Source organism: Phreatobacter sp. GW821-FHT04C01 (assembly GCF_059420385.1).
Genome location: NZ_JBWKTP010000001.1, coordinates 865712 through 885316, shown reverse-complemented (window position 1 = coordinate 885316; position 19605 = coordinate 865712). Strand labels below are relative to the sequence as shown.

Sequence of the window (19605 nt, the reverse complement as noted above, 5' to 3'; positions counted from 1 at the left end):
GACCGGTCATGCAAACGGCGCCATCTGGCGCCGTTTCCTTTTGTGCCCTTGAGGTGGCCCGGCGATCGGGGCACGGCCGGCACCGCGATGGCCGGCGCGCCCCAGCTCCTGAACCTATCGCACGACCTTGGGATGGCCACCCTCGCCGAGGTCCCAATAGAGCCCCGCCATCAGGCTGATCGCCTCGCGCACCAGCGCCGAGGGTACGTGTTCGTTCGGCGCATGCTGCGAGCAGCCCGGATAGGAATGCGGCACCCAGATGGTCGGCATGCCCAGGATCTCGGCGAAGACGTCGTTGGGCAGCGAGCCGCCGGCGTTGGGAATGACCGCCGGCTTCTTGCCCGTGGTCTCGGCGATCGAGGCCGCCGCCCACTGCACCCAGGGGTGGTCGGGATCGGTGCGGGTCGCCTTGAACGCCGCGTCGCGGCCGCTCGACACCTCGACATCGGGAAAGCCGTGGCGGGCGAGATGGCGCCGGATCGCCGGCATGAAGCCATCGGGGTTGGAGCCGACCACGGTGCGGATCTGGCAGGCCGCCTTGGCCGAGGGCGGCACGGCGTTCTGCGGATTGGCGATGTCGCCGGAACCGAAGGCCAGCACCTCGAACGTGTTCCAGCCATAGACCTTTTCGGCCGGCGTGAAGCCGACCTCGCCCCACCAGGGCTCGATCTGCGGTCCGCCGGGAATGCTCGCCGGCTCGATATCGGCGAGCGCCCGCTTCACCGATGCCGGCAGTTCGTCCGGGAGCAGCTCATGCACCAGCACCTGGCCGGTCGGCCCGATAATGGTCGAGATGGCATGGGCGAGCCGCACGGCTGGGTTGGACAGGAGCCCGCCCCAGTTGCCGGAATGATGGCCGCCCTCGCGCGCATTGATGGTCAGGTCGATGCGATAGCCGCCGCGCGCGCCGAGGCAGAGCGTCGGCCGGTCGGCGGTCAGGCGCGGTCCGTCCGAGCCGATCAGGAGGTCGGCCTTGAACAGGTCGCGGTGCTCACGGGCGAGATCGTGCAGGCCGGCCGAGCCGACCTCCTCGCCCATCTCGATGAGATAGCGCACGTTGAAGCCGAGCTTGCCGCGCGTCTCCAGCACGCAGCGCAGCGCCTCGATATTGATCGTGTGCTGGCCCTTGTTGTCGACCACGCCGCGGCCGTACCAGCGGGTCCCCGTGTCATCCAGCGTCCAGGGGTCGCGGCCGTCCTTCCACTGGCCCTCGAGGCCGCGAATGACGTCGCCATGGCCGTAGCCGAGCACGGTGACCAGGCTCGGATCCTCGATCCGCTCGGCGAGCAGAAACGGCGCCTTGGCCTTGGGATGGGTCAGGATCTTGCAGGTGAAGCCCAGCGCTTCCAGCGAAGGCTGCATCTCGCCGGTCAGGTAGCGCGCGAGATCGGCGGCCCGGTCGGGGTTCTGGCTTTCGGTGGGAATGGCGATGCGGCGGGCGAAGATCGCCTTCAGGCGGCCATCGTCGAAGGTCTTCTCGGCAGCGGATATGGCGGCGGCGCGGGTCATCGGAAACTCGGTTGGGGCATTGGACAGGGGAATTCGACGATGCCGCCACGCTAGCGCAGCGCGGGCGCTTCGCCCAGGACGCCAGCGCATTCGAGACCGCCTTTTCCAGGGAACCTGCCGGCAGGCCGCGGGTTGGTCCTTGGCTTGAAGGAGAACCGCCATGGCTACCAGGGATCATGAGGAACTGGCCGCGAAACTGCGGGATCATATCGCCGCGGGTCGTTTCCCCGAGGATTCGCCCGCCTATTACCTTGCCAAGCAGGTCGCCGACGAAGGCAAGCAATCGCTGCAAGGCCATCAGCTCGGTGCCTGGGACACCCTGATCCAGCCGCTCCTGGACGCGCCGGCCGAAGAAATCCGCAAGATCGACGAGGAATTCGCCCGCAACCAGGCCAAACCCTGACGGCAGAGGGCTGCCGCCCCGCAACGGGTCGATCCGGCTTCGGCCCCTGCCCGCCCCTGTCCGACGGCGCCCGGCTCAGGCCGCCGCGGCCCGCGACCTCTCGGGATCGTGGAGATGGCAGGCGACAAGGCCTGCCGTGTCCTTGACCGACCGCGGCGCAAGTGTGCGGCATGTGGCGAAAGCGTCCGGACAGCGCGGATTGAAGGCACAGCCGGGCGGCGGATTGAGCGGATCGGGAAAGGCCAGGCCAAGCCCGGTCTCGGGAATGCCGGCGCCCGGTTCCGGCGTCAGCACCGATTGCAGCAGGGCCTTGGTATAGGGATGGCGCGGCGCCTTGAAGAGCGTGGCGGTGTCGGTGAGTTCGACCACGCGGCCGAGATACATCACCGCGACCCGCGTCGCGATATGCTCGACCACGGCCAGATTGTGCGAGATGAACACATAGGTCAGCCCGAGATCGCGCCGCAGATCCATCAGCAGATTGAGGATCTGCGACTGCACGGAAACGTCGAGCGCCGAGGTCGGCTCGTCGCAGACCACCAGCTCCGGCTCCATCACCAGGGCGCGCGCGATCGCCACGCGCTGGCGCTGGCCGCCCGAGAGCTGGTTCGGATAGCGGTCGGCGAAACGCTTGGGCAGGCCGACCTTGTCGAGAATGGCGAGCGCCTTGTCGCGCCGCGCCTCGCCATTGCCGAAACCGTGCACGAGCAGCGGAAAGGCGACGATCGAGGCGATCGTCTTGCGCGGATTGAGCGAGGAATAGGGATCCTGAAACACCGGCTGGATGCGCCTGGCCACCGCCTTGCGGTCGAGGCCGCGCATGTCGGCGCCTTCGAGCGCGATCTCGCCCGAAGTCGCCGGCAACAGGCCCAGCACCATCTTGGCGAGCGTCGACTTGCCGCAGCCGCTTTCGCCGACAATGCCGAGCACTTCGCCCTTCTCGACCGTCAGGTCGATGCCGTTGACGGCATGCAGCGTCTTCTTTTTGGAAAACAGGCCCTGGCTGACCTGGAAGGTGCGCGAGACGTTGGAAATGGTCAGAAGCGTGCTCATGCCGCCACCTTCAGGCAGGACCAGGCGTGATCGCCGTCGCGACGCCGGGGCACCGGCGCGGCGCAGGCCTCCTCGGCGAGCTTGCAGCGGGTGCGGAAGACGCAGCCGCCGATATCGCCGACCAGCGACGGCACCACGCCGGGAATCGAGCCGAGCCGTTCGCCGGGCAAGGTGCGGCCGGGCACCGGGATGCATTCCATCAGGCCGAGCGTGTAGGGATGTTTCGGCGCGTTGAACACCTCGGCCGAAGTGCCGCTCTCGACGATCTCGCCGGCATACATGACCGCGACCTTGTGGGCCATGCGGGCGACCACGCCGAGATCGTGGGTGATCAGCAGCAGCGCGATGCCGAACTCCTTCTGCAGGTCCATCAGCAGGCGCAGGATCTGCGCCTGGATGGTCACGTCGAGCGCGGTGGTCGGCTCGTCCGCCACGATCAGGTCCGGTCCGCACATCAGCGCCATGGCGATCATCACCCGCTGGCGCAGGCCGCCGGACAGCTGATGCGGATATTGGCCGAGCCGCTGGGTGGCATTGGCGATGCCGACCTTCTCGAGCAGGAACACCGCGCGCTCGCGCGCCGCGCTTGCGCTCGACCCCTTGTGCAGCCGGTGATGCTCCATCAGCTGGTCGCCGATCGTATAGGCCGGGTTGAGCGCGGTCATCGGCTCCTGGAAGATCATGCCCATCCGGTCGCCGCGCAGCGCGTTCCAGCGCTTCGGCCCGGCCGCGACCAGGTCTTCGCCCGCAAGCGACAGCCGGCGCGCCGAACGCATGGCGCGCGGCGGCAGCAGGTCCATCACCGACAAGGCGGTCATCGACTTGCCGCAGCCGCTTTCGCCGACGAGGCAGAGCGTCTCGCCGCGTGCGATCGAGAACGACACGCCGCGCACCGCATGCAGGGTGCCGGCGGCGACCGCCAGATCGACCTTCAGGTCTTCAACCTCGAGAACCGCGGTCACGAGCGCCCCTCCGGCGCGGTCACATCGCGCAGGCCGTCGCCCATCATGTTGATGGCGAGGACCAGCAGCGCCAGCGCGCTGCCCGGGATGGCGATCAGCCAGAACGAGAAGAACATGAAATTCTTGGCCTCGGAAATCATCAGGCCCCAGGACGGCAGCGGCGGCTGCACGCCGAGGCCCAGGAACGACAGGGCGGCTTCGAGCAGGATGGCGCTGGCCGCTTCCACGGTTGCCACCACGATCAGCTGCGGCGCGACATTGGGCAGGATCTCGCCGAAAATGATGCGCGCCTTGGAGGCGCCGGCCGCTTCCGCCGCCGCGACATAGTCGAGCGAACGCACCTGCTGGGTCGCCGAGCGCATGACCACGGCGAAACGGTCCCATTTGAGGAAGCCGAGCACCGCGATGACGATAAAGAGCGTGCCGCCGACCATCGACACCACGGCGAGCGCCACCAGCACCACCGGCAGCGCCAGCCGGGTGGTCACCAGGAAGGTGATCGCCATGTCGACGCGGCCGCCGAAATAGCCGGCCGACAGGCCGAGCGCGGTGCCGATGGTGCCCGAGATCACCATCACGGCGAAACCGATCAGCAGCGAGATCTGCGCGCCGTAGAGCAGGCGCGAGAGATAGTCGCGGCCGAGATTGTCGGTGCCGAGCGGATGCGCCCAGGTACCGCGCTCGTACCAGAACGGCGGCACCAGCCGGTTCATCAGGTCCTGGGCATAGGGATCGTGCGGCGCGACCACAGGCGCGGTCAGCGCCATCAGCAGGATCACCAGGAACAGGCCGGAGCCGAACAGCAGGCCCTTGTGGCCCTTGATCCGCCGCCACAGTCGCAGCGCGGCCGAGGGCTCCTTGACGTCGAACACATTGGTCTGGGTTGCGTCGGTCATCTCATGCCACCCTGATGCGCGGATCGAGCCAGGCATTGACCAGATCGGCGGCGAGCGTCAGCCCGACATAGCCGACCGACAGAAGCATCAGCACGGCCTGGATCACCGGAAAATCCTTCTGGCTGATCGCCTGGTAGGCGAGATAGCCGAGTCCATCGAGCGCAAACACCGTCTCCACCACGATCGAACCGCCGAGCAGGAAGCCCATCTGCACCGCGGTCAGCGCCACCACCGGGACCAGCGCGTTGCGCAGGGCGTGCTTGATCACCACGGTCGAGGCCGGCAGGCCCTTGGCGCGCGCGGTGCGGACATAGTCGGAGGCGAGCACGTCGATCATGCCGGCGCGGATCAGCCGCATGAACGGCGGCGTGACGTAATAGCCGAGCGCGATCGTCGGCATGACGAAGTTTTCCCAGCCATCGGCCCCCGAGACCGGCAGCCAGCGCAGGCCGATCGCGAAAACCATGATCAGGCACAAAGCGAAGAAGAAATTGGGCAGCGCCTGGCCGACCACGGCAATGGCGAGGCAGAGCCGGTCGATCCAGGAATTCTGCCAGATCGCCGCCATGACCCCGAGCGGGATCGAAACGACCAGCGCGAAACCGATCGACAACAAGCCGAGAATGAGGGTCGTGCCGATCTTCTCGCTGATCAGGTTGACCACCGGCGACTTGAAATAAAGCGACTGACCGAAATCGCCGGTGATCGTCCGGCCGAGCCATTCCAGATATTGCAGCAGCAAGGGCCGGTCGAGGCCATATTGCTGGCGGATCATCGCGATGTCCTCGGCGCGCGCGCCCTCGCCGGCGATCGCGATGGCGACATCGCCCGAGAGGCGCAGCAGGAGGAAGGCGAGCGCCGAGACCGCGAACGCGACCAGCGCGGCGAGCCCCAATCGCTTCAGCGTATAGATCAACATCGGTTCAGTCGTCCTGACGTCCCGTGCCCGGCCAGGTGCCGGCCAGGAGTTGGGAAGGGAGAGCGGGCCAAGAAGAGCTTGAAAACAGGCGCTTGAAAAGCTGCACCTGGGGCGGTGGTCGCGCCCCAGGTGCTGTCCTGCCATTCAGGCCCGTCCTTCACGGGCGCAAAGGAGCGGCCGGCCGCAAAGCCGGCCGGCATCCGTTACCGCCAGCGCATTTCCCAGAACCGCGGCATCTCGTCCGGATAGGGCGTGAATTCGAGGTCCTTGGTCGCGGCATAGAAGGTGACGAGCGAATAGAGCGGCACCGAATAGGCCTGTTCCGAAATGCGCGCCAGCGCATCGCGATAGGCGGCCTTGCGCTGCTCCGGATCGGTCACCGTGTCGCCGCGCGACAGAAGCGCGATCAGCTCGGGATCGCGCGTCACGTCGTCGTCGACGCCTTTGTAGAACACCGAGGTCGAGGCCGAGGTGTCGTTGACCGAGAACGAGCCCCAGGTCTGGTGCGCCAGGCCGACGCGATTGGCGCGGTTCTGCTCGCGGAACGTCGCATATTGGCCGAAACGCAAGGTCGCGCGAATGCCGACGGCGCGCAGGTAGTTGATCATCGCCTCGGCCTGGTTGCGCTCGCGATAGGAGTGCAGCTCCAGCTCGAAGCCATTGGGGAAGCCGGCTTCGGCGAGCAATTGGCGCGCCTTGGCGGGATCATAGGCGTACTGCGTCGCCTTTGAATCGTCGCAGCCGAACTGGCTGCGGAAGCAAATGGCGTTCAGCACCTGCGAGCCCGGGCCGACCAGCTGCGTCGCCATGGTCTGGCGATCGATGGCGTGGTTGATCGCCCGGCGGACGCGGATGTCGCGCAGCGCCGGCGTCGGCGATTGCTCGGAGGTCGCCATCTGCAGGAAGGCGATGCGCATGGTCTCGCCCGAGACGATCTGCAGGCTCGGCACGGCGCGCATCTGCGTCGCCTGGTCGGGCGCGATGTTCATGATGAAATCGAGCCCGCCGGCCAGCATTTCGGCGACCTGGGTCTGGCGATCGGGAATGAAGCGGATGACGACGTTCTCGATCGTCGGCTGCGGTTTCGGGCTGTCGCGGAAATAATCGGGATTGCGCCGCAGCGAGATCTGCTTGCCGATCTGGTGGTCGACGACCCGGTAAGGGCCGGTGCCGATCGGCTTCTCGTTCATGCCGCGCGGGCCGACCTGGGCATAATATTCATTCGGGTGAATGACGATCGGGCCGGCGAGATATTCGATGGCCGCCGGGAACGGCCGGCGCGTGACGATGCGGACCTTGAACTTGTCGATCTTGTCGACCCGCTGGATCCAGCTGACATTCTGCTGGGTCACCGATTTGTTGGCGGGATCGGAGACGAAGTTCAGCGTGAACACCACGTCGTCGGCGTCGAATTCCTCGCCATTGTGGAATTTCACGCCCTGGCGCAGGTCGAGCTCCAGCGTGCGGTCGTCGATCCAGCGCCAGGCGGTGGCGAGCTGGCCGCGATATTCATTGGTCTTGGGATCGCGATAGATCAGCGTGTCCCAGACCTGCTGACCGAGGATCACGCCGATACGGACGCTGTTGTAATAAGGGTCGACGTTCTCAGGCACCTGATCATAGCCGAACCGCACCGTATTGGCGCGCTTCTGCGCCTCCGCCGGCATGGCCAGCCCCATCAAAACGGCCGCGCCGAGCACCAGCCCCCAAAAACGCCTCATCGCCACCCTCATTCTGTCTTACCCTGTAGTCAGGGATTATCCTGATCCTGGTGGTCCGCACAAAAAATTGTCAAGGCGACAACCTGTGCATCAGACCTGCCGGAAGGCAATAAAGCGGGCAGCCGCGCCAAGCGTGCCGGCCTTGGCCCCGAAGGGCGCGAGATGGCCTTCGGCCACCGCGACCAGGCGGGCGAGTTCGGCGCGTGCCCAGGCCGCGCCATGCAGCGACACCAGTGTGCCCTTGCCGCGCGCGGCGTCCTTGCCGGTCGCCTTGCCGGCGCTCAGCGCATCACCCTCGTGGTCGATCAGGTCGTCGGCGATCTGGAAGGCAAGGCCAATGGTCGCACCATAGGCTTCGAGCGAGGCCCGCTCGGTGCCGCGTGCTCCGCCGAGCACGGCACCGGCAAGACAGGCGAAACGAATGAGCGCACCGGTCTTCATCGCCTGCAACCGGCGGATCTCGGCTTCCGCCAGCGCCAGGGGCACGCCGCCGGCGAAGCGCCCTTCGGCTTCGAGATCGAGCATCTGGCCGCCCGCCATGCCGCCGAGCCCGGTGGCGCGCGCGAGCAGCAGCACCAGTTCCGCCCTGACCTGCGGGTCGGCATGAACCGCGCTGTCGGCCATCACCTCGAAGGCCAGCGTCTGCAGCGCGTCGCCGGCCAGGATCGCGGTCGCCTCGTCATAGGCCCGGTGCACGGTGGGCTGGCCACGGCGCAGATCGTCATCGTCCATGGCCGGCAGGTCGTCATGGACGAGCGAATAGCAATGGATCAGTTCGAGCGCCGCGCCGGCGCGCAGCGCCTGGGCCTCGGCGACGCCAAACAGGCCGGCGGCCTCGACCACCAGCAAGGGCCTGAGCCGCTTGCCGCCGCCGAGCACGCCATGGCGCATGGCGCCGATGAGCCGCGCCGGGCGAGCGGTCTCGCCGCTGCGCACGGCATCGGACAGGATATCGTGGAGTACCGCTTCGACCAGGGAAGCGACATGGGTCAGGCGCGTCTCGAACATGGCCGAGGCGTGGCCGAGGACGGCGCGCGCGTCAAGTCCCGCGCGCCGCCCCGGGACCGGCTCAGTTCAGCCGGTAGAGCACGCGGAACTGTGCCGGTGACGCATTGATCAGCGTCTGGCCGGACACCGGCAGGATCGAGATGATCCGGTCGGCGGCGATGCCGCGATCCGACAGCGCGCTGTTCAGCGCCTCGACCCGGGCTTCGGTGATGAACTCGCTGACCACATCGGAACGGTTCGACTGGGCATGCTGGGCGACGGCCATGGGATGATCCTTGTGAAGAGGGAAATGCGGCATGCGAAGCCTGGCGGCGCCGGCCGGGGCCGGCGGCGCCTGGATCACGGGGTGGGACGGCTCATTCGGCGGCGAGCGTCCCCGGCAGGTCGGTGACGCCGAGGCCCATGCGGGTGGCAACCCCGATGCCGTAGTCCGGATCGCAACGGTAGAAATGGCCGACCTGGCGCTTGACGATCGCGACCGGCACGCCCTGCATGGCCTCGGCGATATTGTCCATCAGGCGGTTGCGCTCGGCCGGCGTCATCAGCCGGAACAGGTTGCCCGGCTGGGTGTAGTCGTCATTGCCGGCGCGATGGTCGTAGCGGTCGGCATCGCCCGATATCGCCAGCGGCGGCTCGCGATATTCGGGCGCCTCGGCCGGGCCGTTGACCGAATTCGGCTCGTAATAGGCATCCGGATTGCCGGTGTCGTTGCGGAAGAACCGCATCGCCCCGTCCTTGTGATAATGATGCACCGGGCAGCGCGGCGCATTCACCGGCAGCGCCTCGTAATGGGTGCCCAGCCGGTAGCGATGGGCATCGGCATAAGAAAAGATGCGCGCCTGCAGCATCTTGTCCGGCGAGAAGCCGATGCCCGGCACGACGTTGGACGGCGAGAAGGCGACCTGCTCGACCTCGGCGAAATAATTGTCCGGGTTGCGGTTGAGCTCGAGCACGCCGACCTCGATCAAGGGATAGTCGGCATGCGGCCAGACCTTGGTCAGGTCGAACGGGTTGTAGGAGGTCTTGCCGGCATCGGCCTCCGGCATGACCTGGATGCACATGGTCCAGCGCGGGAACTGGCCGCGCTCGATCGCGCCGAACAATTCCTCCTGGTAGCTCTCGCGCGAGCGGGCGATGACCTGGCCACCCTCGGCATTGGTATGGAACTTATGGCCCTGCTGGGTCTTGAAGTGGAACTTGACCCAGAACCGCTCTTGGCCGGCATTGACCATCGAATAGGTGTGCGAGCCATAGCCGTTCATGAACATCGGGGCGACCGGCAGGCCACGGTCCGACATCAGGATGGTCACCTGGTGCAGGCTCTCCGGCGACAGCGACCAGAAATCCCACATCGCCGTCGGCGACCGCAGATTGGTGCGCGGATGGCGCTTCTGGGTGTGGATGAAGTCGGGAAACTTCAGCGGGTCGCGGACGAAGAACACCGGTGTGTTGTTGCCGACCAGGTCCCAATTGCCTTCCTGCGTATAGAACTTGACGGCGAAGCCACGCACGTCGCGCTCGGCGTCGGCCGCGCCCAACTCGCCCGCCACCGTCGAGAAGCGCAGCATCAGATCGGTCTTCTGGCCGATCTTGGCGAACAGGCCGGCCCGCGAATAGCGGCTGATGTCGTTGGTGATGGTCAGCGAGCCATGGGCGCCCCAGCCCTTGGCGTGAACCACGCGCTCGGGGATCCGCTCGCGGTTCTGATGCGCCAGTTTCTCCAGCAGCTGGTAGTCCTGCAGCAGCAGCGGCCCGCGCGCTCCCGCGCTCAGCGAATTCTGATTGTCGGAAACCGGTGCGCCGGCGGAGGTGGTCAGGGTCGGTTTCTGGGGCATTGGAAGGTTCCATCGAGATTGGATGGAATGGTTCTAGGCACCGCTTGTCGATCAAGGCCAATCGGATTATCCTGCCGTCTCAATCAGAAAAACTGATCGAAATGATTTCCTTCAAACAGCTCCGATACTTCGATGCGGTCGCCCGCCTGAAACATTTTGGCCAGGCCGCCGAGCACTGCGCGATCACCCAGCCGGCGCTCTCCATGCAGATCCAGGATCTGGAAAAGGAGCTGAAACTCCAGCTCGTCGAACGGCGGCGCAAAGGTGTGCAACTGACCGAGGACGGGCGCGAGATCGCGCGCCGCGCCCAGCGCATCCTCGCTGATATCCGCGATCTCCGGGACTATGCCCACCATCGCGGCGCGCGGCTGTCCGGCACCCTGCGCCTCGGGGTGATTCCCTCGGTCGCGCCCTATTTGCTGCCGCGCTTCCTGCCGCTGCTGCGCGACGCCTTCCCCGATCTCGAGGTCCATATCCGGGAAACCCAGACCCGCCAGCTCACCAGCGAATTGCTCGATGGCGGCCTCGACCTGCTGCTCGCGGCGCTGCCGGTCGAGCATCCCGACATCGAGACGATCAGGCTGTTCGAGGACCGCTTCCTGCTGGCGCTTCCGGCCTCGCGCCAGATGCACGGCCGGGTGCAGGCAACGCCCGACCTGCTGAAGGACGATCGCCTGCTGCTGCTCGAGGAAGGCCACTGCCTGCGCGATCAGGCGCTGACCTTCTGCAGCCTGCGCAAGGTCGAGAACATCGACACTTTCGGCGCCTCCAGCCTGTCGACCCTGGTCCAGATGGTGGCCAACGGCCTCGGCCTGACCTTGCTTCCGGAGATCTGCGTCGAGGTCGAGGCCCGCCACGGTCCGCTCAAGCTGATGCGTTTCGCCGATCCCGAGCCGCATCGCGTCCTCGGCCTCGCCTGGCGCGCCACCTCGCCGCGCAAGCGCGACTTCGTCGAGCTCGGCCGGATGATCGTCTCGGCCCGGCCGGCCTTTCCCGTCCGCGCCGATGCGACAAGGACCTAGGGCATCTCAGGCCGCCCCCGGCCTGGCTTCATATTGTTCGATCTCGCGCATGTAATTGATCGTGAAGTCGATCTCGTCGAGGCCTTCCAGCAGGCAGTGCTTCCGAAAAGCATCGATGCGGAAGTCGAGGGCCATGCCGCCGGGCATGGTGACCGTCTGGCTCGGGAGATCGATCGCGACCTTCACGCCCGGTTCCGCACGCATCGCCGCGAGCAAGGCCTGCATGGGCTCGGCCGCCAGATGAACCGGCAGCACTCCGTTGATCAGGGCGTTCTGATAAAAAATATCGCCGAAGCTCTCGGCGATGACCGCCCGGACGCCAATGTCCTGCAAGGCATAGACCGCGCCCTCGCGTGACGAGCCGCAGCCGAAATTCGCGCCGGCCACCAGCACCTGCGCGCCGCGATAGATGGCCTGGTTCAGCACGAAATCCGGCCGCTCCGTGCCATCGGCGAAATAGCGCAGGTCACGAAAGCAATAGGCCTCGTAGCCGAGCTCGCGCTTTTGCACCAGGAAGCGGGCGGGAAGGATCTGATCGGTATCGACATTGTCGAGGGCCAGGGGCACGGCGACCGATTGCAATCGGGTGAATGCCAGCATGGTCAGGACCTCGTCACGTCGACCGCATGGCCGTGCAGGGCAACACCGGCAGCCATGGCAGGGCTCATGAGATGGGTGCGGACGCCGGCACCCTGCCGCCCGACGAAATTGCGGTTGGAGGTCGAGGCGCAGCGTTCGCCCGCCTTGGCCAGATCACCGTTCATGCCCACGCACATCGAACATCCCGACATGCGCCATTCCAGACCGGCCTCCAAGAAGACCCGGTCCAGCCCTTCGGCTTCCGCGGCGGCGCGCACGGCCATCGAGCCCGGCACGACCAGGGCCGGAATGACCGCCCGGCGGCCGCGAACCACCTCGGCGGCGGCACGCAGGTCCTCGATGCGTCCATTGGTGCAGGAGCCGATGAACACCCGGTCGAACCGGATATCCGCGATCGGCGTGCCGCCCGACAGGCCCATATAGTCGAGTGCCTCACCTTTGCTGGCGCGACGCGACGGATCGGCGATCGCGATCGGGTCCGGCACATGGCCGTTGACCGATACGCCGTCCTCCGGGCTGGTACCCCAGGTGACCATCGGTTCCACCGTGCGGGCGTCAATCTCGACCTCCCGGTCGAAATGCGCATCGTCCTCACTCGCCAGCCCGCGCCAGGACGCGACCGCCGCGTGCCATTGATCGCCCGTTGGACTGAACGGACGCCCCTTCACATAGGCGAAGGTCTTTTCATCCGGCGCGACCAGGCCGAATTTGGCGCCCGCCTCGATGGTCATGTTGCAGAGCGTCAGGCGTCCTTCGATCGACAGCGCTTCCACCGCCGGTCCGCAATATTCGATGGCAAAACCCGTGCCGCCGGCGGCGCCGATCCGCGCGATGACCGTCAGGATCAGGTCCTTCGCGGTGACCCGCGGCCGGAGTTCGCCGGTCACGCGGATGCGCATCTGCTTCGGCTTCTTCTGCCAGAGCGTCTGTGTCGCCAGCGCATGGGCAACCTGCGACGCGCCGACGCCGAAGGCCAGCGCCCCCAGGGCGCCATGCGTAGCGGTATGGCTATCGCCGCAGATCACCGTCAGGCCCGGCAGGCTCAGACCGAGTTCCGGCCCGATGACGTGAACGATGCCCTGGCGTGGATGGGCGAGGTCGAACAGCCTGATCCCGGCCGCCGCTGTATTGGCGCCGAGGTCGGAGATCACTTCGCGGCGCGACCGGACATCGATCGCGTCGACGCTGCGGCCATCGGTCGGCGCGTAATGGTCGGCGGTCGCCGTCGTCAGGTCGGGACGCCGAACCGGCAGCCCCTTGCGCTTGAGCAGCGCAAATCCATTGCGCGACCCCTCATGCAGCAGATGCCGGTCGATATAGAGCAGCGTACCGGCGATCGGATGCTCCATCACGGAGTGCCGCGCCCAAAGCTTGTCGAAGAGCGACCGCGGCCCGGTCACGCCGGCGGCTATCGGTTCAGGCGAGATCGGTTCAGGCGAGATCGGTTCAGGCGACATGGGAGAACCTCGCGAACCCGAGTGTTTGCTGGGCGAGCAGCCGCAGGCGCGCATCGATATCGGGGTTGGAACAGTGGCCCTCGGCGTCGAACCGGCACTCGCTCGAATTGATCGCCACGCCCATCGGGGTCGGCCATCCGCGCAAGGCGTGGATCACCGCGCGCAGGCTGGCCAGCGTCGTCCCCATGGCCTGGTCGCCATAGGCGCACACGATCGTGCCGATCGCCCGGCCGTCGAGATAGGGCCGCGTGTCGCCGCGCAGTTCCTCGACGCAGTCCAGGGCATTCTTGATCATCCCGGACATGATGCCGTGATAGGCCGGGGTCGAGATGATCAGGCCGTCGCAGCGCCGGACGGCATCGACCAGACGGATCGCCCGGTCGTCGGAGAGCCTGCCCGCGCCATAATTGGGAAAATCCAGATCCGCCGAAACGAAGGCCGCGATATCGGCGCCGCCTGCCTCGGCGTGACGCAAGGCGGTCATCAACGCCTTCTCGCTGGAGGAATTGTCGGAGGTGGTGCCGCCGATGCCGACGATGTAGGGACGATACTGAGCCATGGCCGTTCAACTCCCTGGTCCGGTTGATGAAAAAGCGCGCCTGGGCCATGCCGGCCGGAAGCGGCGGTTCACGGCGCGCACGCGCGCAGGCGTTTCCATTCTGCGCCGCCGGCGCGCGCCACCCCGTCCTGGATGCCGATATCGCCCGGAGGCACCGGATGACGCCCGGCCTGCCGTGCGGCCGCCAGAACCTGCTCCGACATTCCCATGACCGACTTCAGCAGGATGCTCGGCAGGATCGCGATGCGATAACCCATCGCCGCGGCGTCCTCGAAGGAGACATCGGGCGTCTTGCCGCGCCAGACGATGTTCAGGAGGCAGGGGCCCTGGACCCGCCGGGGAATCGCGGCCATCTCGTCGAGGTCCTGGGGCGCCTCGACAAAGGCGACGTCGGCCCCGGCGTCGAGCGCCCGGTTGGCGCGATCGATCGCGGCATCGAGGCCTTCGACCGAGCGGGCATCGGTCCGGGCGATCAGGACAAATTCCCGGGTCTCCCGCGCCATGGCGGCGGCCTTGATCTTCGCGATGAACTCGTCGGCCGGGACGATCGCCTTATTGTCGAAATGGCCGCATTTCTTAGGGAACACCTGGTCCTCGATATGCATGGCGCCGACGCCGGCCCGCTCATATTCGCGCACCGCGCGCGCCGCATTGAGTTCGTTGCCGAAACCGGTATCGCCGTCGGCGATCAGCGGGATCGACAAGGACCGGGCCATCCGGCCGGCCACGGCGACCATCTCGGTCATGGTCAGCACGCCAAAATCCGGGAAGCCATGGGAAGCGGAGACGCCGGCGCCGGTCATATAGGCGGCCTTGAAACCGGCGCGCTCGATGGCCCCCGCGGTCAGGCAATCATAGGCGCCCGGCGCCAGTATCATCTCGTTGGCCGCGAGCATTTCTCGGATGGATGAAGCCATTTTTGCTCTCATTCGATGCGTGATCCGGCGTCAGACGCCCAGATAGGACTTGATGTCGGACTGTCTCGCCGCGACTTCGTCGCTTCGGATCATGTCGACGATGCGCCCGCTCGCCATGACGTAATGCCGGTCGGCGACCGCCGCGGCGAAGCGATAGTTCTGTTCGACGAGCAGAATGGTGTAGCGCCGGGCACGCAGGCGCTTGAGGATCCGGCCGATCTCCTGGACGACGACGGGAGCGAGCCCCTCGGTCGGCTCGTCCAGGAGCAGAATGCGCGATCCCGTGCGCAGGATCCTGGCAATGGCCAGCATCTGCTGCTCGCCACCCGACAGCTTGGTGCCCTGGCTGTTCAGCCGCTCCCGCAAATTCGGAAACAGCGCGAAAACCTCGTCCATCGACAATCCGCCGGGCTGCAGGACCGGCGGGAGCAGCAGGTTTTCCAGCACCGTCAACGACGAAAATATGCCGCGGTTCTCCGGACAATAGGCAATGCCCATGCGGGCGATGCGCCGCGCCGGCAATCCGATGGTCTCGGCCCCGGCGAGCCCGATCGAACCGGTCCGGCCGGGCAGCAAGCCCATGATCGCCTTGAGCGTGGTCGATTTGCCCGCGCCGTTGCGCCCGAGCAGGGTCACGACCTCGCCATCCGCCAGGTCGAGATCGATGCCGTGCAGGACATGGCTTTCGTCGTACCAGGCGTTCAGGTCGCGCACCCTGAGGAGGCAGTCGCGTCGATCGGCGGCGCTGTCAGTCATGGTCGGATCCGATATAGGCTTCCTGAACCTGGGGATTGCCGGAGACGTCCCGATAGTCGCCCTCGGCCAGCACCCGCCCCCGCGCCAGCACGGTGATCCGGTCGCAAAGGGCGGCGACCACCGGCAGGTTGTGCTCGACCATCAGGATGGTCCGCCCCTTGCGGATGCGCAGGATGAGTTGCGAGACGCGCTCGACATCCGCCGGCGACATGCCGGCCATCGGCTCGTCGAGCAGCAGGACGCGCGGATCCAGAGCCAGCGTCGTCGCCAATTCGAGCGCGCGTTTGCGGCCATAGGGCAGCAGCGCGGCATTGACGTTGCGAAACGCGGCCAGGTCGACCTGTTCCAGAATGGCGTCGGCCTCGGCCTCCAGGTCGGCGAGCGAGCGATCGCTTTTCCAGAACTGGAAGAGGCGCCGGGTCCGGCTTTGCAGCGCGACGCAGACGTTCTGCACCGCGCTCAACCCCGGAAACACGGCCGAGATCTGGAACGACCGGACGAGGCCGCGCCGGGCGATAGCGGCCGGTTCGAAGCTGGTGATGTCCTGGCCACCGAAGAAGATCTGGCCCGCCGTCGGCGTGAGAAACTTCGTGATCAGGTTGAAGCACGTCGTCTTGCCGGCGCCGTTCGGGCCGATGAGCGCATGAATGCTGCCTTCCGCCACCCGCAGATCCACCCCGTCGACGGCGCGGAAGCCTGAGAACTCCATCGCGAGCTGGCGTGTCTCGATCATGACCCGAGGCGCGGGCCCCACGCCTTCGGTCGTCGGTCGCGCGGCCATCACAGCGGCCTCCCGATCTTGCGCGAGATGACGCCGACAATGCCGTCGCGGAACAGCAGGACCGAGATCACGAAGATCAGTCCCTGCAGGAAGACGACCCATTCGCCGAAGCCCGCCAGATAGTTCTGGCTGATCACGATGACGCTCGCCCCGACAATGGGGCCGAGGATCGTGCCGACCCCGCCGACCAGGGTCATCAGCACGACCTCCCCCGAGGTCGCGATGTGGACGTCGACCAGCGAAGCGATCTGGAAGACGATGGCCTTCATCGATCCGGCGAGGCCGGAAAGCCCGGCGGAAATGACGAAGACGGCGAGCTTGTAGGATCTCACGTCGAGGCCGAGCGATATCGCGCGCGGCTCGTTGCCGCGGATCGCGCGGAGCACCTGCCCGAACGGCGAAAACGCCAGCCGGTATGTCAGCATGAGCACGGCGAAGAAGACCGTCGCGATGACGAAATACAGCGTCACGTCATTCTTCAGGTCGATCAGCCCGAAGAGATTGCCGCGCGGCACGTTCTGGATGCCGTCCTCGGCGCCGGTGAACGGCGAGCGAAGGGCGACGAAATAGACCAGCTGGGCAAGGCCGAGCGTCACCATCGTCAGGTAGATGCCCTGGCGGCGGGTCGCCAGGGCGCCGAAGACCGCCCCCAGCACGATGCCCGCCAGCGTGCCGAGCGCGACGGCCGCCTCGGGCGGCAGTCGCCAGACCAGCGCGGCATAAGCGGCGACATAGCCGCCGGCGCCAAAGAACGCCGCATGGCCGAAGGACAGCAAGCCGCAATGACCGAGCAGGAGATTGAAGGCGACGGCGAACAGCGCGAAGCACAGGAGCTTCATCAGGAAGATCGGATAGACCAGCGCGGGCAGGACGATCAGCGCCACGGCCAGCCCGAGAAAGATCCAGCGGAAATGCGTGCGGCTGCGGGCCGGGTCGGCGAGGGCCGCATAGGCGGGAGCCTCGGGGGCGAGCGGAGAGGAAACCGACATGACTGTCTCAGTACTTTCCCAGCAATCCTGAGGGGCGGATCATGATCACCACGATCATCGCGACGAAGATCACGACGGAGGATGCTTCGGGGTAGAATATCTTGGTCAGACCCTCGAGGATCCCGAGGGAAAAGCCGCTGATGATCGACCCCAGTATCGAGCCCATCCCGCCGATGACGACGACGGCGAAGACGATACTGAGCATCTCCACGCCCATTTGCGGGCTGATCGTATAGATCGGGCCCGCGAGAATGCCGGCGAAGCCGGCAAGGGCTGCGCCCGCGCCGAAGGTCAGCGTCACCAGCATCGGCACGTTGACGCCGAAAGCCGAGACCAGATCCGGGTCTTCATTGGTGGCGCGCAGATAGGAGCCGAGCCGGGTCTTCTCGATCGCATACCAGACGGCGAAGCAGATCAGGATCGACACGACGATGATCCAGGCCCGGTATTTGGGCAGGAAGACGAAGCCCAGATTCCAGCCGCCGCGCAGCTCCGCCGGGATACCGTAGGGCAGGCCCGACGAGCCGAAGAGACCCTGGAAGAGGGATTGCAGCATCAGCGCGATGCCGAAGGTCAGGAGCAGGCCGTAGATCGGGTCGAGGCCGCGCAGGCGGGAGATCAGCAGCCGATCCAGCGCCATGCCGAAAGCGCCGACGATCAAGGGCGACAGCAACAGTGCCCACCAATAGCCGATGCCGAGATAGTTCAGCATGAGCCAGGCGCACATGGCGCCCAGCATGTAGATCGCGCCATGGGCGAAATTGATGATGTGCAGGAGACCGAAGATGATCGCCAGGCCAAGGCTCATCAGCGCGTAGAACGAACCGTTGATCAGCCCGATCAGCAACTGCCCGCTGAGAACCTGCGCTGAAATTCCGAACATGATTGCTTCGCGCGCTCCTGGCTCGCTGGTCTGTATCGGGCCGGCGACGCCGCCGGCCCCGTTGCGGTTCGACGATGAGGCGGCTCAGCGCAGCAGCGGGCAGGCGCTCTCGGCGATCGGCCGGAAGGCGTCCTCGGCGGCAACCCTGGTGACCAGGCTGACCGCGTCCCACGGCGCCGTGCTCGGATCCGCCGGTCCCTTGGCGCGCATCAGGTACATTTCATGCATCATGCGGCCGTCGCGGCGGACCTGTCCCGACGGGGTAAAATTGTCCGAGATGGTCATCGTGTGAAGATTCTTCAGCACCGCCGTGGCGCCGTCGGTCTTCGCCGCCTCGATGGCCTTCAGGTAGGAGCGGACCGCCGAATAGACGCCGGCATGGGCCTGGCCCGGATTGGATCCGCGGCGACGGTTGAATTCGCGCGCGAGCTGGCGCGTGCCGTCGTTCAGGTCCCAGTAGAAGGCGTCGATATACTGAAGGCCTTCCGCGTCCTCGCGGCCGAGCGCCAGGATATCGACCATGGTGATGGCCGGGCCGACGATGCGCAGCGCGTCGCCTTTGATGCCGAACTCCCGGGCCTGCTTGACCGCGCGGACGAAGTCGGTGCCGGAATTGGCGAAGACGAGGACATTGGCGCCGGACGCCTGCGCCTGCATGATGAAGGAGGAATAGTCATTGTTGCCGGTCGGATGCCAGATGGTTCCGACCACCTGGCCGCCGCGCGCGGCGATCGTCTTGGTCATCACCTCGACGAGCGAGCGGCCGAACGCGCTGTCCATGCCGATGAAGAACCATTTCGTGCCGCCGCTGCCGCTGACCGCGTTCGCCATGGACCGGCCGGTGGCATAGGTGTCATAGGTCCAGTGGATGCCGTTGGGCGAGCAGCTGTCATTGGTCAGCCTATCCGTGCCGGGCCCGGAGAACAGCACGACCCGGTTCTTTTCCTTGACCAGTTCCTGCACGGCCAAGGCGACCGCCGAGCTCCCGAGGTCGACGATGGCATCGACCTGTTCGACATCGAGCCACCGGCGCGCGATGTTCAGGCCGACATCCGGCTTGTTCTGATGGTCGGCGGAGACCAGTACGATCGGCACGCCGCCAATGGCGCCGCCGAACTCGTCGATCGCCATTTGCGCGGCGGCCACCGAACCCGCGCCGGTCTGGTGCGAGAACGGCCCCGACATGTCGGTGAGCACACCGATCTTGATGACATTGTCCGACATCTGCGCCGAGGCCGCTCCCGCCAGCAGGGTGCCGAGCGTCAGGATGCAGGCGTGAAGAATTCTTTTCATTGTTTCCTCCCGAAATGAATGCTGGATGCGGCCACCATGAGC

General features: G+C 66.3%; 20 protein-coding genes. 2 read left to right on the top strand and 18 right to left on the bottom strand.

Annotated elements, in window-relative coordinates; translation table 11 throughout:
* Nucleotides 1-114 precede the first annotated feature (114 nt).
* Nucleotides 115-1509, bottom strand: a complete 1395-nt coding sequence (locus AC07WJ_RS04170) for a M20 family metallopeptidase (RefSeq protein WP_494933256.1) — start codon at nt 1507-1509, stop codon at nt 115-117.
* Between the two features lie 160 nt (nt 1510-1669).
* Between AC07WJ_RS04170 and AC07WJ_RS04165 the strand changes: the two genes are divergently transcribed.
* Nucleotides 1670-1912, top strand: coding sequence for a hypothetical protein (locus AC07WJ_RS04165; protein ID WP_494933255.1), 243 nt, complete (start codon nt 1670-1672; stop codon nt 1910-1912).
* 75 nt (nt 1913-1987) lie between these two features.
* Here the strand turns inward: AC07WJ_RS04165 and AC07WJ_RS04160 are convergent, their stop codons facing one another.
* The 8 genes from AC07WJ_RS04160 to AC07WJ_RS04125 all read right to left on the bottom strand — a co-directional run bounded on the left by AC07WJ_RS04160 (nt 1988) and on the right by AC07WJ_RS04125 (nt 10306).
* Entirely contained in the window at nt 1988-2965 is a 978-nt protein-coding gene (locus AC07WJ_RS04160) for an ABC transporter ATP-binding protein (RefSeq protein WP_494933254.1), read from the bottom strand.
* A complete protein-coding gene (locus AC07WJ_RS04155) occupies nt 2962-3927 on the bottom strand; it encodes an ABC transporter ATP-binding protein (protein WP_494933253.1) in 966 nt (321 codons plus the stop codon). The genes AC07WJ_RS04160 and AC07WJ_RS04155 overlap by 4 nt, the downstream gene beginning before the upstream one ends.
* Nucleotides 3924-4823 (bottom strand): ABC transporter permease, encoded by a 900-nt coding sequence (locus AC07WJ_RS04150; RefSeq protein ID WP_494933252.1) that lies wholly within the window; start codon nt 4821-4823, stop codon nt 3924-3926. The genes AC07WJ_RS04155 and AC07WJ_RS04150 overlap by 4 nt, the downstream gene beginning before the upstream one ends.
* A 1-nt stretch (nt 4824) precedes the next feature.
* Nucleotides 4825-5742, bottom strand: a complete 918-nt coding sequence (locus AC07WJ_RS04145; RefSeq protein WP_494933251.1) for an ABC transporter permease — start codon at nt 5740-5742, stop codon at nt 4825-4827.
* Between the two features lie 203 nt (nt 5743-5945).
* On the bottom strand, nt 5946-7463 hold the full coding sequence (locus AC07WJ_RS04140; RefSeq protein WP_494933250.1) for an ABC transporter substrate-binding protein: 1518 nt from the start codon (nt 7461-7463) through the stop codon (nt 5946-5948).
* A gap of 90 nt (nt 7464-7553) precedes the next feature.
* Entirely contained in the window at nt 7554-8471 is a 918-nt protein-coding gene (locus tag AC07WJ_RS04135) for a polyprenyl synthetase family protein (protein WP_494933249.1), read from the bottom strand.
* 61 nt (nt 8472-8532) lie between these two features.
* Nucleotides 8533-8736, bottom strand: a complete 204-nt coding sequence (locus tag AC07WJ_RS04130; RefSeq protein ID WP_494933248.1) for a hypothetical protein — start codon at nt 8734-8736, stop codon at nt 8533-8535.
* A 91-nt stretch (nt 8737-8827) separates the two neighbouring features.
* On the bottom strand, nt 8828-10306 hold the full coding sequence (locus AC07WJ_RS04125) for a catalase (RefSeq protein ID WP_494933247.1): 1479 nt from the start codon (nt 10304-10306) through the stop codon (nt 8828-8830).
* A 101-nt stretch (nt 10307-10407) separates the two neighbouring features.
* Here AC07WJ_RS04125 and AC07WJ_RS04120 point away from each other — a divergent pair, with 101 nt between their 5' ends.
* Nucleotides 10408-11328, top strand: a complete 921-nt coding sequence (locus AC07WJ_RS04120; RefSeq protein WP_494933833.1) for a hydrogen peroxide-inducible genes activator — start codon at nt 10408-10410, stop codon at nt 11326-11328.
* 6 nt (nt 11329-11334) lie between these two features.
* Here AC07WJ_RS04120 and leuD read toward each other — a convergent pair whose 3' ends face one another.
* The 9 genes from leuD to AC07WJ_RS04075 all read right to left on the bottom strand — a co-directional run bounded on the left by leuD (nt 11335) and on the right by AC07WJ_RS04075 (nt 19563).
* Nucleotides 11335-11928, bottom strand: a complete 594-nt coding sequence (gene leuD / locus AC07WJ_RS04115; protein ID WP_494933246.1) for a 3-isopropylmalate dehydratase small subunit — start codon at nt 11926-11928, stop codon at nt 11335-11337.
* A gap of 2 nt (nt 11929-11930) precedes the next feature.
* Complete coding sequence (gene leuC / locus AC07WJ_RS04110; RefSeq protein WP_494933245.1) at nt 11931-13385, bottom strand: 3-isopropylmalate dehydratase large subunit; 1455 nt, start codon at nt 13383-13385, stop codon at nt 11931-11933.
* Nucleotides 13375-13944 carry an NADPH-dependent FMN reductase gene (locus AC07WJ_RS04105; protein ID WP_494933244.1) on the bottom strand — a complete coding sequence of 190 codons (570 nt, stop codon included), beginning with the start codon at nt 13942-13944 and terminating at the stop codon, nt 13375-13377. The genes leuC and AC07WJ_RS04105 overlap by 11 nt, the downstream gene beginning before the upstream one ends.
* Before the next feature lie 68 nt (nt 13945-14012).
* Nucleotides 14013-14861, bottom strand: coding sequence for an isocitrate lyase/PEP mutase family protein (locus tag AC07WJ_RS04100; protein ID WP_494933243.1), 849 nt, complete (start codon nt 14859-14861; stop codon nt 14013-14015).
* A gap of 30 nt (nt 14862-14891) precedes the next feature.
* A complete protein-coding gene (locus AC07WJ_RS04095) occupies nt 14892-15617 on the bottom strand; it encodes an ABC transporter ATP-binding protein (protein ID WP_494933242.1) in 726 nt (241 codons plus the stop codon).
* Nucleotides 15610-16398 (bottom strand): ABC transporter ATP-binding protein, encoded by a 789-nt coding sequence (locus tag AC07WJ_RS04090; protein WP_494933241.1) that lies wholly within the window; start codon nt 16396-16398, stop codon nt 15610-15612. Before AC07WJ_RS04090 ends, AC07WJ_RS04095 begins: the two co-directional genes overlap by 8 nt.
* Nucleotides 16398-17387, bottom strand: a complete 990-nt coding sequence (locus AC07WJ_RS04085; protein WP_494933240.1) for a branched-chain amino acid ABC transporter permease — start codon at nt 17385-17387, stop codon at nt 16398-16400. The genes AC07WJ_RS04090 and AC07WJ_RS04085 overlap by 1 nt, the downstream gene beginning before the upstream one ends.
* Nucleotides 17388-17394: 7 nt before the next feature.
* Nucleotides 17395-18270 carry a branched-chain amino acid ABC transporter permease gene (locus AC07WJ_RS04080; RefSeq protein ID WP_494933239.1) on the bottom strand — a complete coding sequence of 292 codons (876 nt, stop codon included), beginning with the start codon at nt 18268-18270 and terminating at the stop codon, nt 17395-17397.
* A gap of 84 nt (nt 18271-18354) precedes the next feature.
* On the bottom strand, nt 18355-19563 hold the full coding sequence (locus AC07WJ_RS04075) for an ABC transporter substrate-binding protein (RefSeq protein ID WP_494933238.1): 1209 nt from the start codon (nt 19561-19563) through the stop codon (nt 18355-18357).
* Nucleotides 19564-19605 lie beyond the last annotated feature (42 nt).